15 protein-coding genes are annotated in these 12,613 nt (G+C 50.5%); all 15 read left to right on the forward strand.

Annotation, left to right across the window (positions count from 1 at the left end):
* Positions 1-22 precede the first annotated feature (22 nt).
* The 15 genes from spoIIIAG to PaeBR_RS10240 all read left to right on the forward strand — a co-directional run bounded on the left by spoIIIAG (position 23) and on the right by PaeBR_RS10240 (position 12,610).
* Positions 23-667, forward strand: coding sequence for a stage III sporulation protein AG (spoIIIAG, locus tag PaeBR_RS10170; RefSeq protein ID WP_410514693.1), 645 nt, complete (start codon positions 23-25; stop codon positions 665-667).
* Positions 668-733: 66 nt separating this feature from the next.
* Positions 734-1,579 carry a SpoIIIAH-like family protein gene (locus tag PaeBR_RS10175; protein ID WP_410514694.1) on the forward strand — a complete coding sequence of 282 codons (846 nt, stop codon included), beginning with the start codon at positions 734-736 and terminating at the stop codon, positions 1,577-1,579.
* A gap of 150 nt (positions 1,580-1,729) precedes the next feature.
* Complete coding sequence (accB, locus tag PaeBR_RS10180) at positions 1,730-2,233, forward strand: acetyl-CoA carboxylase biotin carboxyl carrier protein (RefSeq protein ID WP_410514695.1); 504 nt, start codon at positions 1,730-1,732, stop codon at positions 2,231-2,233.
* A 29-nt stretch (positions 2,234-2,262) separates the two neighbouring features.
* Positions 2,263-3,606, forward strand: coding sequence for an acetyl-CoA carboxylase biotin carboxylase subunit (accC, locus tag PaeBR_RS10185; protein ID WP_410514696.1), 1,344 nt, complete (start codon positions 2,263-2,265; stop codon positions 3,604-3,606).
* A gap of 118 nt (positions 3,607-3,724) precedes the next feature.
* A complete protein-coding gene (locus PaeBR_RS10190; protein WP_410515143.1) occupies positions 3,725-4,132 on the forward strand; it encodes an Asp23/Gls24 family envelope stress response protein in 408 nt (135 codons plus the stop codon).
* 74 nt (positions 4,133-4,206) lie between these two features.
* On the forward strand, positions 4,207-4,746 hold the full coding sequence (amaP, locus tag PaeBR_RS10195; protein WP_410514697.1) for an alkaline shock response membrane anchor protein AmaP: 540 nt from the start codon (positions 4,207-4,209) through the stop codon (positions 4,744-4,746).
* A gap of 15 nt (positions 4,747-4,761) precedes the next feature.
* Entirely contained in the window at positions 4,762-4,995 is a 234-nt protein-coding gene (locus PaeBR_RS10200; protein ID WP_410514698.1) for a DUF2273 domain-containing protein, read from the forward strand.
* Positions 4,996-5,185: 190 nt separating this feature from the next.
* A complete protein-coding gene (nusB, locus tag PaeBR_RS10205) occupies positions 5,186-5,638 on the forward strand; it encodes a transcription antitermination factor NusB (protein WP_410514699.1) in 453 nt (150 codons plus the stop codon).
* Positions 5,639-5,669: 31 nt separating this feature from the next.
* Positions 5,670-6,527, forward strand: coding sequence for a bifunctional methylenetetrahydrofolate dehydrogenase/methenyltetrahydrofolate cyclohydrolase FolD (gene folD, locus PaeBR_RS10210; protein WP_410514700.1), 858 nt, complete (start codon positions 5,670-5,672; stop codon positions 6,525-6,527).
* Positions 6,528-6,536: 9 nt separating this feature from the next.
* Complete coding sequence (gene xseA / locus PaeBR_RS10215; RefSeq protein WP_410514701.1) at positions 6,537-7,922, forward strand: exodeoxyribonuclease VII large subunit; 1,386 nt, start codon at positions 6,537-6,539, stop codon at positions 7,920-7,922.
* Positions 7,894-8,151 carry an exodeoxyribonuclease VII small subunit gene (gene xseB / locus PaeBR_RS10220; RefSeq protein ID WP_410514702.1) on the forward strand — a complete coding sequence of 86 codons (258 nt, stop codon included), beginning with the start codon at positions 7,894-7,896 and terminating at the stop codon, positions 8,149-8,151. The genes xseA and xseB overlap by 29 nt, the downstream gene beginning before the upstream one ends.
* On the forward strand, positions 8,138-9,085 hold the full coding sequence (locus PaeBR_RS10225; protein WP_410514703.1) for a polyprenyl synthetase family protein: 948 nt from the start codon (positions 8,138-8,140) through the stop codon (positions 9,083-9,085). The genes xseB and PaeBR_RS10225 overlap by 14 nt, the downstream gene beginning before the upstream one ends.
* A gap of 117 nt (positions 9,086-9,202) precedes the next feature.
* On the forward strand, positions 9,203-11,110 hold the full coding sequence (gene dxs, locus PaeBR_RS10230) for a 1-deoxy-D-xylulose-5-phosphate synthase (protein WP_410514704.1): 1,908 nt from the start codon (positions 9,203-9,205) through the stop codon (positions 11,108-11,110).
* Positions 11,111-11,170: 60 nt separating this feature from the next.
* Positions 11,171-12,070, forward strand: a complete 900-nt coding sequence (locus tag PaeBR_RS10235) for a TlyA family RNA methyltransferase (RefSeq protein ID WP_410514705.1) — start codon at positions 11,171-11,173, stop codon at positions 12,068-12,070.
* Between the two features lie 66 nt (positions 12,071-12,136).
* Complete coding sequence (locus PaeBR_RS10240) at positions 12,137-12,610, forward strand: hypothetical protein (RefSeq protein ID WP_410514706.1); 474 nt, start codon at positions 12,137-12,139, stop codon at positions 12,608-12,610.
* Positions 12,611-12,613 lie beyond the last annotated feature (3 nt).

Genomic DNA, 12,613 nt, shown 5'->3' on the forward strand with positions numbered 1-12,613 from the left:
GCTTTGGAGGAGGGAAGTAAACATGGGCAATTGGCTTAAAAAGCTGGAACAGTGGGCGGGCGGCGGGTCCGGGAGTCCGAAGAGAAGCCATACGTTTCGCTGGCTGATTATTTTGGGTCTGATCGGAGCGGCAATTATGCTGTTCAATTCATTCGTCAATGTGAAGAAACTGGATACTGAGAATACAGGGCGGGAACCGCCGGTAAATCAATCCTCACAAGCTGCGCTGCAGCAGGGAGGGGATACACCGGTAACCAATTCGTTTGAGAGCATTGAACTGGCGATGGAGAACCGGACCAAGGAAATCCTGGAGAAAATCGTCGGGGTAGGCACTGTGGATATCATGGTGACGGTGGATTCTACGGAGGAAATTGTTGTTCAGAGGAATATGAATGACACTCAGCAGCAAAGTGAAGAAACCGACGCCAACGGCGGTAAGCGTCATACGACGCAGTATACAAGGGACGGTGAAATCGTCACCTATACCCAATCCGGGGATGAGACTCCTATTATTACAAAGCGGATCAAGCCGCAGGTGCGTGGTGTGCTGGTCGTAGCCAAAGGGGCAGAGAATAAAGTGGTCCGGGGGCTGATTGAACAAGCGGTGGAAAAAGGGCTGAATGTCCCGGTTTACCGTATATCCGTTGTTCCGCGCAAACAGGAATAGATTGAAGATCAAAGTAATACGAAATGATGTTGAATTTAGGCGCAAGCACAAAAAGGAGGAGTAGTAATGAACGGTAAAAGACAAACAATCTGGTTGGTATCCATGCTTAGCTTAATGGTGGTTCTCTCCGCATACTATCTGTTTACTGAGGACTCTGGCGTATCCGCTCCTAAGGAGACAGCAGGAAGCATACAGGTTGAAAGTACCGTCAATGATGCGGCCGGTGTTGCCTCCCCGTCAGTCGGAGATGAGGGTGTAGTTGTAAATGAAGTGATCACCAATGATGACTCAGCAGCCATTTCTGGTACTGTCACAGCCGACCCTGGGACTGCAGCTGCCGGTACAAGCGGGGACAGTAGTGCTGCGGATAGCGTGGTTGCAGATGATGCCGTGACCAAGGACCCGGCGGCCTCTGAGCAGGCGGCGGCTACAGAAAGTACGGAAGATCCGGCTAAGGATACGGCAGCCAATGAAGATACGACTTCGGCATCGGCAGACAAGACAACGCCTAAAGATGATGCAGCTATATTGGATGAAGTAGCATCCCAAAGCGTGTCTGCTTCAAGTATGTTCACGAACTACCTATACGAGCGTGAGCAAAAAAATCTGAAGGAATACAATGATCTGATCGCCCTGATTAACGATATGGACAAAACGCCGGCGGATAACGCTATCGCCCAGGAGCAGCTTAGCAAACTGGAGGAAAAAGAATCCAAAATTACTGGGATTGAAGAACAGCTCCAGAAGAAATACGGCGAAGCCATCGTTAAAGAGGAGGACGGCAACACCTATAAAGTTGTGGTGCTGAGTGAGAAACTGGATGTGAAGCAGGCGGTATCCATTGTGGATCTTGTGATGAAAGAGCTCAGTGTAACTCAGGACAAGGTCAGCGTACAATACGTTTCCGAGTAATAAACGCATTGAAAAAATAGAAGAATATGACGAAAGAGCTCGGGTTGCCCCGGGCTCTTTCCATTTCTAGCGTTTATGATATAATACATAAAGTTATCTTGTCCTCTAAGAAGAGTGGCTTCGAGAGAAGCTGAAGGAGTGAACTAAAGTATGTTCAAGTTAAGCGAAATTAAAGAATTGATTAAATTGCTGGACCAAACCTCCTCCGTACACGAGCTGGAAATTGAAAGCGAAGGCATGAAGCTGGCTATTCGCAAACCGGACCGGCCGGAAGCTGAGGGTACAGTTGTTCAGGCGACTCCTTATGTGCATCCCTTTACGCCTTCCCACCAGCCGCAGAGTCCGCAGCAAGTTCATCCTGTGAGTGAGGCTTCTGCCGCACCGCAACCGCCAGCTTCGCCTGCAGAGGGTCTATTACATAAGATTGTATCCCCGATGGTAGGTACGTTTTACAGTAGTGCATCTCCGGAGCTGCCATTGTTTGTCAAAGTTGGAGATCGTGTAACTGAGAAATCAACGGTATGCATTATTGAAGCGATGAAGCTCATGAATGAGCTGGAAGCCGAGATTAAAGGTGAGATCGTCTCCGTTCTGGCCGAGAATGGTCAGTTAGTGGAATACGGCCAGCCATTGTTTCTGGTGAAACCGGAATAAACCTACGCATAACTTTTGGGAGGAAACGCATGAACATTCAAAAAGTGCTGATCGCCAACCGCGGCGAAATAGCGGTCCGTATTATCAGGGCCTGCCGTGAACTTGGCATTTCCACTGTGGCGGTTTATTCGGAGCCTGACCGGGATTCATTGCATGTCCGGCTGGCGGATGAAGCATACTGCATCGGACCGACTTTGTCGAAGGATAGTTATCTGAACTTTACTAATATTATGAGTGTCGCCACCTTGACGGAATGTGATGCAATACATCCCGGCTATGGATTTTTGGCTGAAAATGCCGATTTTGCTGAGATTTGCGAATCGTGCAATATTATATTTATCGGTCCTTCCCCGGAAGCCATTACCCGCATGGGTGATAAAGCCGTAGCTAAGGAAACGATGAAGCTGGCCGGAGTTCCGATCATTCCCGGGTCCGATGGACTCGTTGGAGATGTGGAGGAAGCGGTTATGCTCGGCCGGGATATCGGGTATCCGATCATCGTTAAAGCTACCGCAGGCGGCGGCGGCAAGGGCATACGCATTGCAGAGGATGAGGAATCCCTGGTGAAGCAGATTACGGCTGCCCAACAGGAAGCTCAGAAGGCATTCGGAAATGCCGGTGTCTATCTGGAGAAATTCCTCACCGGCATGAAGCACGTCGAGATTCAGATTATTGCCGATAACCATGGCAATGTAGTTCATCTGGGGGAACGGGACTGCTCCGTGCAGCGCCGCCGTCAGAAGCTTGTAGAAGAAGCGCCTTGCTCTGTACTGACACCTGAAATCCGGGAAGCCATGGGTGAAGCGGCAGTGTGTGCAGCTTTGGCGGTGAATTATTCGGGTGCAGGCACATTGGAGTTTTTGCTGGGACCGGACGGACAGTTTTATTTCATGGAGATGAATACCCGTATTCAGGTTGAGCATCCGGTAACGGAAATGGTAACCGGCGTAGATTTAATCAAGGAAATGATCTCTGTGGCCGAAGGTAATCCGCTTTCCTTTGCCCAAGAGGATATTGTTATTAACGGCTGGTCCATTGAATGCCGTATTAATGCGGAAGATCCCGACCGAAACTTCATGCCTTCCCCGGGCAAAATAGGCTTTTATCTCCCGCCGGGCGGTGTGGGTGTCCGCATCGACAGTGCAGCTTATCCGGGCTATACGATTTCACCGTTCTATGATTCCATGATTGCCAAGCTGATCGTCTGGGCGCCTACCCGCCAGGAAGCGATTGCCAAGATGAAACGCGCCCTTGGAGAGTTTGCAGTGGAGGGGATACATACGACGATTCCGTTCCATCAGAAACTGTTGGAGCATCCTGTATTTCTGGATGGTAACTTTGATATTAAATTTCTGGAAGAGTACGAAATTTAGGACAGCTTCGCTTTGTTTGTCATAAAGTTCTTCAAATGATATAGTATGTTTAATAAGAGACGTGCTTTCGCTGCTCGAAATCATGAACAACTTTTTGTGGAAAGGTGTGAAGTCTAAGATGAGTACATTGCCGACAGAATACGAACGGACGGATATCGGTGAAATTCAGATCGCTCCTGAAGTGATCGAGATTATTGCAGGTCTTGCAACTGTAGAAGTTAAAGGCGTAGCCGGTATGAGCGGCGGATTCGCCGGAGGAATTGTAGAGCTTCTCGGACGTAAGAACCTGTCTAAGGGTGTTAAGGTTGAAGTGGGCCAGCGCGAGGCTGCAGTCGATGTATCCGTTATTATCGAGTACGGCAACCGGCTTCCGGAAGTAGCGGCGGAAATCCAGCGCAATGTTAAGCGTTCCATTGAGACAATGACAGGCTTGACCGTCGTGGAAGTGAATGTGCATATTCATGATGTTCAGTTTAGAAATGCAGAAAAGATCGATGATACGGACGCTTTTCTTCGTGTGAAGTAACAGTTTACATTCTTCATCAAACCCCCGACAGCAAAGTCGAGGGTTTACTCTAATTTAAGGAGGTTATGAGACTCTTGGCAAAAATTTTGGACAGGCTTTTGCTGTTTATATACAGCTTGAGTATCGGAATATTATCTGTTATCGCCATCCTTCTGTTAAGCGGCGTCATTCCTGAAGCTCTGGACATCCAGGATGGACCGGCCGTTTATATTGCTGCGATTATTACGGCTGTTGTTCTCTTTCTGCTCAGCATCCGTTTCTTCTATATTTCCCTTCGCCGCGACCGGGCTTCCATGCCTTCTGTAGACCAGCGTACGGAGTATGGGGATATTCAGATTTCGATGGAGACGATAGAGAATCTTAGTCTCAAAGCCGCCGGTAAAGTCAAAGGAATCAGAGACTTGAAATCGCGCATCCGCGTCTCTCAAGCAGGGCTTGAGATTATGATACGTGCTGTGGTGGACGGAGAGCACTCCCTGCCGCTGCTCACAACGGAAGTTCAACGTCAAGTACATGAATTTGTGCAGGAGACGACAGGAATTCCGGTAGCTGATGTGTCTGTATATATTGCTAACCTTACTCAGTCTCCAAGCTTCAAAAGTCGAGTGGAATAGAGGTGAGTTTCCCTAATGCCTTGGAAAGAAGTTTGGGAAAGTCACGGGGGTAGAATTGCCGGAGTGGCCTTCGGTATTATTCTTGGATTCATTTATTTGATTAGCGGTTTCTGGGATATGCTGTTCTTTGCACTGGTTGTGTTCATCGGATATACGCTCGGCAAAAGAAAAGACAACGCGCAAGCTCCACTGTTTCAGTGGCAGGAATTTGTGCAAAGGTTGTCAGGCCGCGGGCGTCCCTTCAAATGAACCGCGATAGTCTTTCTTCCGGAGCAGGATTTGCAGGTTTTCTTTGTCTTTGCCCCTGAAGAAAGACGGCCGCGGTTTTTTTGCGAGTTGAAGATGTTTAAAGCATTTGAAATGATGACTGTAGGACAAGCTAAGTGCAGGTGAGCCATTGTTTACAATAAAGTGATCTAACATTATTTAGGAGGAACAGATGAAAAGACGTATTGCAAGGGAAATTATAGTGCAAAGCCTGTATCAGATGGAAATGAACGATGTAGATAGCGCCGAAGCGGTAGAAATTCTGCTGGAGGAAGCTTCAGACCAAAATGAGGCGGAGCTGGTTATTACCGACGAGATTCAATTAAAGCATTATGTGGTGGAGCATGTGAATGGGATCTGGGAACATAAGGTTGCCATTGACGATATTCTTGAGCATTATTTGAAGGGCTGGCAAATGAGCCGTTTGTCGCGGGTGGACCGCCAGATTCTGCGCTTGGCCACCTTTGAAATGATCTTTGCCAATGATGTGCCTGCAAAAGTTGCCGTCAATGAGGCCATTGATTTGGCCAAGCATTTCGGCACGGAGGACTCTGGTAAGTTCGTCAACGGCGTACTGGGCAAAATGATCCAGGAGCTGGACACACTTAAAGAAAGCCATTCTTAATTCACTATATACAAAAGGGGAGAAGACTGTCATGACAGCAGCAATCATCAGCGGTAAACAAGTATCCGATGAAATTCGTATCGAAATTGCCCGGGAGGTTGCGCTTCTAACAGAACGCGGGGCACAGCCCGGACTTGCCGTAGTACTGGTAGGAGAAGACCCTGCATCACAGGTTTATGTGCGAAATAAGGAGAAGTCCTGTGTTAGTTTAGGCTTCTATTCCGAAGTGCACAGATTGTCTGCCTCAACTTCTCAGGAAGAACTGCTCGCTATGATTGAAGATTTGAACAGCCGCAATGAGATCGACGGAATTCTCGTCCAGCTGCCGCTGCCGAAGCATATCGATGAGAAGGCGGTTATCAACGCCATTGCCGTGGAGAAGGATGTGGACGGTTTCCATCCTGTGAATGTCGGCAATCTGGTAATCGGTGATGACAGTCTGCTTCCTTGCACTCCGGCAGGAGTTATCGAATTGATTAAGCGGACCGGGACAGGCCTGGTCGGCAAGCACGCCGTAGTAATCGGACGAAGCAACATTGTAGGTAAGCCGGTTTCCCTTCTTCTGCAACGGGAGAACGCTACAGTAACGATGTGCCATTCCCGCACGGCCAATATGGCTGAGCTGTGTTTGCAGGCAGATATTCTGGTTGTAGCCATTGGACGTGCCAACTTCATTGATGCTTCTTATGTCAAGCCGGGGGCAGTCGTTATTGACGTTGGAATGAACCGGCTTGATAACGGTAAGCTTGCGGGTGACGTTGATTACGACAGCGCCAAAGAAGTTGCGGGCTACATTACGCCTGTCCCAGGCGGAGTGGGTCCGATGACCATTACGATGCTTATGAGCAATACGCTGATCGCGGCGAAGCGCCGCCGTGGTCTGGAATAGGTTTGGCTTATGGCAGCTGAACGGCAGGTTTACTCCATCAAAGAACTAAACCGTTATATCCGTATGAAGCTGGACTCGGACTCTTTGCTGTCCGATGTATGGATTCGCGGGGAAATTTCGAATTTCACGCATCATGGCAGCGGACATATGTATTTTACCTTGAAGGATGAGAGCAGCCGCATTAAGGCGATTATGTTCTCTTCCCATAACCAGAGGCTTCCTTTTGTACCGAAGGAGGGAGCACGGGTCATTGCCAGAGGGAATGTGACGGTGTACGAACGGGATGGGCAATACCAGTTCTATGCAACGCATATGCAGCCTGACGGGATCGGCAGCCTCTATCTGGCCTATGAGCAATTGAAGAGCAAGCTGGAGCTGGAGGGGTTGTTTGCGGCAGAGCGCAAGCGCCCGCTGCCGCGTTTTCCGCGCTGTATAGGGGTCATTACCTCACCTACAGGAGCGGCGGTACGGGATATCATGATTACGCTGCAGCGGCGTTTTCCGCAAGTGGCGATTGTATTATATCCCGTGCTAGTCCAGGGCAAAGGCGCTGCGCCTTCCATAGTAAAGGCCATTAAGGAATTGAACAGCATGGGCGGAGCCGATGTACTTATCGTCGGCAGGGGCGGCGGCTCACTTGAGGAACTGTGGGCGTTCAACGAAGAAGCGGTCGCTCGGGCAATTGGAGCATCGGAGATTCCGGTTATCTCGGCCGTTGGCCACGAGACCGATTTCACGATCGCTGATTTTGTCGCCGATCTGCGTGCTGCTACACCCACAGCCGCAGCAGAGCTGGCTGTGCCGCACGCCGGCGAGCTGGCTTCGCAGCTGCTGCTGACGCAGCGCCGGCTGCGCCAGAGCCTGCAGCGGCGTGCTCAGCATGGACGAGAGCGTCTGTCGTCGCTGCAGCGCTCCCTGACGCTGGCAGGACCCCGCCGCTATCTGCTGCAGCATTCCCAGCGGCTGGACATGCTGCAGCATCGACTTAGTGTCGCAGCAGCAACAAGGATCGGCCGGGCGCGTGAGCGCCAGGCCGTTCTGCATCAAGTCCTGCAGCGCTTCACTCCGCGTGAGGGGGCGATACTAGCCCGGCGGCGCGCGGATGGTCTGCGCCGCGAGCTGATGGCGGCCATGCAGGTACGCCTGCAAGAGAAGCGTTCCCGCTATGTTGCGGAAATGCGCCACCTGGATGCGCTGAGCCCGCTTAAAGTGATGTCGAGAGGCTACAGCCTCGTCTACAACGAAGGTGAGCAGCATCTCATTAAATCGCTGAACGAGGTGCAAATCGGCGATCTTGTAGTGGTGAAGCTGAATGATGGACAACTCGACTGCCAAGTATGGGGGATGAAGGAGGATGCCAAAGGCGATGACGAAGGAAGCGGAACTGGATTTTGAGGGAGCAATGGACCGGCTGGAGGAAATCGTGCGTGAGCTTGAGCACGGCGACGTTCCTTTGGAGAAGGCTATCGATCTGTTTCAGCAGGGCATGAAGCTGTCGCAGTTATGCGGCAGCAAGCTGGAGCAGGTGGAGCGGAAGATTGAGATGATTACCCTGGAGGACGGAGAGCTTCGCAAGAAGCCTTTCGGCGCGCGGTTGGAAGTGGACAACGATGAGTCGCTATAGGCATGAGCTTCATAGCGGATCAGCAGAAGCAGCCGGCCGTAAGCCTCTCGCGGATTATATTGCAGAGATAACAGATCTCGTCACCATTGAATTAAAAGAGCTGTTCCCTGAACAATGGAACGTGCCTGCAAGCTTGCGGGAGGCGATGGGCTACTCGCTCATGGCTGGCGGCAAAAGACTCCGCCCGCTGCTTGTAATCGCGGCTTGCGAGGCACTGGGAGGATACCGGAAAGCAGCTCTTCCTGTTGCCGCAGCGATTGAGATGATCCATACCTATTCACTGATTCATGACGATTTGCCTGCGATGGATAATGATGATTACCGGCGCGGCAAGCTGACGAACCACAAAGTATTCGGGGAAGCGACGGCCATTCTTGCGGGGGACGCGCTTTTGACGCATGCTTTTTATAGTGTAGTACAAGCCTCACGCCGATATGGAATTCCTGCGGAGTGTACGCTCTCGATTGTGGAGGATTTGGCGGAAATGGCAGGTCCGCGCGGTATGGTGGGCGGTCAGGTTGCGGATATGGAAGGTGAGCAGGGGCTTACCGAGCTCGAACAGCTGCGCTATATTCATCTGCACAAAACAGCGGATCTGATCGTTTTTTCCTTACTTGCAGGTGGACGGATCGCCGGAGCGACAGAGGAGCAGCTTGAGGCTCTACGGATTTTTGGAACAAAGATTGGGCTTGCTTTTCAGGTTCAGGATGATATTCTTGATCTGATCGGAGACGAGAGCAAGCTGGGCAAAAAAACGGGAAGCGACCTCAAACAGCATAAGGTGACCTATCCGTTTTTTATTGGCCTTGACGCCTCACGCGAAGAGGTGGAGCGCTTGACAGAGACAGCTAAGAATGCTGTGATGGAAGGCGGTTTTCACGACTGCTCCCGTTTGCTGGAAATAGCCGGATATCTGATGAAACGCGACCACTAATGAGCTCCAAACCTATAATCAATAGATAATTTCAGAAGCGGCTGGATTTCGACAGCCGTTTCGTTTGTGTTATAATGAGATCTATATTTCAAACATCAAGGAAAGCGGGGAAAACACGTGCTGCTTCCACAAATAAATGATCCTGAGCAACTGAAATCACTGTCGGTCGGGGAACTGACTACTCTTGCGGATGAAATTCGCCGGTTTTTGATCGAGAAGCTGTCTGTGACCGGAGGCCATCTGGCATCGAATCTGGGAGTAGTGGAGCTCACGCTGGCCCTGCACTACTGTTATGACAGTCCCCGGGACAAAATGATATATGACGTTGGGCATCAGGCCTACGTTCACAAAATACTGACCGGCCGCAAGGACCGCTTCGACTCTCTGCGCAAGCAAGAAGGATTATGCGGTTTTGTGAAGCGTTCCGAAAGCTGTCATGATGTCTGGGAAGCCGGACACAGCAGTACTTCCCTTTCGGCTGCCATGGGTATGGCAATGGCCCGTGATTTGAAGGGTGAAGATAACAAGGTCATTGCTATTATCGGTGACGGTGCGCTTACGGGCGGAATGGCTTTTGAAGCTCTGAATCATATCGGTCATGAGAAGCGTAAGCTGATGGTGATTCTGAATGACAATGAGATGTCCATTGCTCCCAATGTAGGGGCGATGCACAATTATTTAAGCAAAATCCGTTCGGACCGCCATTATTTACGGGCTAAAGATGAAGTTGAGGGACTGCTCAAGAAAATCCCGGCGATCGGTGACCGTTTGGCAAAGACCGCGGAGCGGATGAAGGACAGTCTTAAATATATGATGGTTCCAGGTGTGCTGTTTGAAGAGCTGGGCTTTACATACCTTGGTCCTGTGGATGGTCACGATCTGGAGAAAATGATCGATACTTTCCATAAGGCAGATAATGTGGCTGGTCCTGTGCTTGTACATGTGCTCACGACCAAAGGCAAGGGCTATCAACCGGCAGAAGCCGATTCCTATAAGTGGCATGGCATTACACCCTACAAAATCGAATCCGGACAGGTGCTCAAAGCCGTAGGTAACCCGATGTATACGGATGTATTCGGTCAGACGCTGCTCGAGCTTGGCCATGAAGACAAAAGGATCGTAGCGGTTACACCAGCTATGCCGGGTGGTTCAGGCTTGTTTCCGTTCGCCAAGGAATTCCCGGACCGGATGATTGATGTCGGGATTGCAGAGCAGCATGCGGCTACACTTTGCGCTGCATTGGCAATGGAAGGCATGAAGCCTGTATTTGCGGTCTACTCGACATTTATGCAGCGGGCTTATGACCAGATTGTTCATGATATTTGCCGTCATAATGCCAACGTTATGTTCGCCATCGACCGGGCCGGGTATGTTGGTGCTGACGGGGAGACCCACCAGGGAGTGTATGATATCGCTTTTATGCGCCATATTCCAAATATGGTAATGATGATGCCAAAAGATGAGAATGAGCTCCGTCATATGATGAAGACAGCGCTTGAATATAACGAGGGACCCATCGCCTATCGTTATCCCCGTATCAACGGTACCGGCGTAGCCCTGGACAAGGAACTGCGAAGCTTGCCGATCGGATCCTGGGAGCGATTGCGTCCGGGTGATGAATACGCGGTAATGGCTTGCGGCCCCATGGTTCAGATTGCCGAGGAAGCCGCAGAGCTTCTGAAACGCGAGGGGATTCAGCTAAGTGTTGTTAACGCACGTTTCCTGAAGCCGCTCGACGATTCCATGCTGCTGGACATGGCCCGTGCCGGAACCAGTATGATTGTGATGGAGGAAGCGAGTCAGGCGGGAAGCCTGGGCAGCGCTGTGCTGGAATTCTTTGCGGAGCATGAGCAGTACGAAACCCGAGTGCATCTTATGGGAGTGCCGGATATATTTGTTGAACATGGTTCGATCAAGGAGCAGCGCCAGCAGACCGGACTTACCGTTGAATCGCTGTGCGGACGCATCAGATCCATGAAGGCTTTGAGTGCTTATTCATACGGCAAGACGACTTCATCATCATAAAGCGGATTGTGAAGCCGGTAAGCTGATTCCCAATAAAGTTTAACCATTCAGGAGATGACCATGGAACACCGTAAAGAACGGATAGATGTCCTGCTCGTGGAGCAGGGATATTATGAAAGCCGGGAGAAAGCCAAAGCGGCCATTATGGCCGGGCTTGTGTTGGCGGATGAAGAGCGGATCGAAAAGGCTGGAATGAAGGTGCCACGGAGCGCAACCTTGAAGGTAAAGGGTTCTGTGCACCCTTATGTCAGCCGCGGCGGACTTAAGCTTGAGAAAGCGCTCCATCATTTCGGAATAGACCTAGAGGGACGGAACATGCTCGATATAGGCGCTTCGACAGGCGGATTCACGGATTGCGCACTCCAGAACGGTGCGAGTTATGTGTACGCTATTGATGTGGGCTACAATCAGCTGGACTGGTCGCTGCGCAATGACGAGCGTGTGCGCGTAATGGAGCGCACAAACTTCCGTTATATGACACCCCCTGATTTGGAGGGACCTGCTCCGGATTTCGCCAGCATTGATGTTTCTTTCATTTCTTTAAGGATAATTTTACCACCCCTAAAGGCACTGCTGCAGAAACCGGCAGATATTGCTGCACTGATTAAGCCGCAGTTCGAAGCAGGCCGGGAAAAGGTGGGCAAATCCGGTGTGGTTCGTGAACCGGCGGTTCATAAGGAAGTGCTGATCAATGTGTTGTCGATGGCGGCTGAGCTTGGTTATATTTTTAAAGGTCTGACCTTCTCGCCGATTACGGGAGGAGAAGGCAATATTGAATTTCTTGTCCATTGGAGACTTGAGCCTCTTGAGGAACTGGAAGATGGCGGAGAGCTTCACCCGGTCACACAGCTGTCAGACATTACCCTCAGTGAAATTACCGCGCTTTCTGAGGCTGTTGTCAAAGAAGCATCCACTACCTTTAATGCGCATTCAACTCATGGAAACTCATCTCGCCGGTGAGTTTCTTTTGCTAATGGAAGAAGGATTTGGAAGAACTAGCGCGAATAAATCACCGAGGTGATTGTAATGACGGGAAATTCCGACAAGACGGTAATGATGCTGATTGGGGCAGCGCTGTCGATTTGGCTGATCTACCGGATATATATTTGGCTTCAGAGTTCCCCGCGTTCTTTCATGAAGGAAACTATTCCAATCAATAAAGAGATCCTTCCTCATCCGGCCTTGAGTATACTGGAGTCAGCCGGATATGAGGTTATCGGCGGCAAGCTGCGTGTTCCGCTGTCCTTCAATGCAGATGGAACGGCACTTTACAGCAGGTTATATATTGATTACATCGCTTCTGCGGATGATGGTACCCTTTATCTCGTAATGCTTGAAAGGCCCCGGAAGCAGCTGGAGTGGACAGGAAGTGGAATACGCGATACCCTGCTGCCCTATCTGCTGCTGTATCCGGAATGCGGTGGAGTATTGTACGTGAATGCTTTAACAGCGAAGGTTAGTCTTATTAAGCTCGGAAAAGACGACGGTGAATCAGATTAACCT

Origin of the sequence: Paenibacillus sp. BR2-3, from assembly GCF_046529485.1 — a bacterium.
Taxonomy (GTDB): domain Bacteria; phylum Bacillota; class Bacilli; order Paenibacillales; family Paenibacillaceae; genus Paenibacillus_AQ.

Bases quoted from the DNA above. Each gene is read 5' to 3' on its own strand.
- spoIIIAG (WP_410514693.1), top strand. From the start codon at position 23: ATGGGCAATTGGCTTAAAAAGCTGGAACAGTGGGCGGGCGGCGGGTCC.
- PaeBR_RS10175 (WP_410514694.1), top strand. From the start codon at position 734: ATGAACGGTAAAAGACAAACAATCTGGTTGGTATCCATGCTTAGCTTA.
- accB (WP_410514695.1), top strand. From the start codon at position 1,730: ATGTTCAAGTTAAGCGAAATTAAAGAATTGATTAAATTGCTGGACCAA.
- accC (WP_410514696.1), top strand. From the start codon at position 2,263: ATGAACATTCAAAAAGTGCTGATCGCCAACCGCGGCGAAATAGCGGTC.
- PaeBR_RS10190 (WP_410515143.1), top strand. From the start codon at position 3,725: ATGAGTACATTGCCGACAGAATACGAACGGACGGATATCGGTGAAATT.
- PaeBR_RS10200 (WP_410514698.1), top strand. From the start codon at position 4,762: ATGCCTTGGAAAGAAGTTTGGGAAAGTCACGGGGGTAGAATTGCCGGA.
- nusB (WP_410514699.1), top strand. From the start codon at position 5,186: ATGAAAAGACGTATTGCAAGGGAAATTATAGTGCAAAGCCTGTATCAG.
- folD (WP_410514700.1), top strand. From the start codon at position 5,670: ATGACAGCAGCAATCATCAGCGGTAAACAAGTATCCGATGAAATTCGT.
- xseA (WP_410514701.1), top strand. From the start codon at position 6,537: ATGGCAGCTGAACGGCAGGTTTACTCCATCAAAGAACTAAACCGTTAT.
- xseB (WP_410514702.1), top strand. From the start codon at position 7,894: ATGACGAAGGAAGCGGAACTGGATTTTGAGGGAGCAATGGACCGGCTG.
- PaeBR_RS10225 (WP_410514703.1), top strand. From the start codon at position 8,138: ATGAGTCGCTATAGGCATGAGCTTCATAGCGGATCAGCAGAAGCAGCC.
- PaeBR_RS10235 (WP_410514705.1), top strand. From the start codon at position 11,171: ATGGAACACCGTAAAGAACGGATAGATGTCCTGCTCGTGGAGCAGGGA.
- PaeBR_RS10240 (WP_410514706.1), top strand. From the start codon at position 12,137: ATGACGGGAAATTCCGACAAGACGGTAATGATGCTGATTGGGGCAGCG.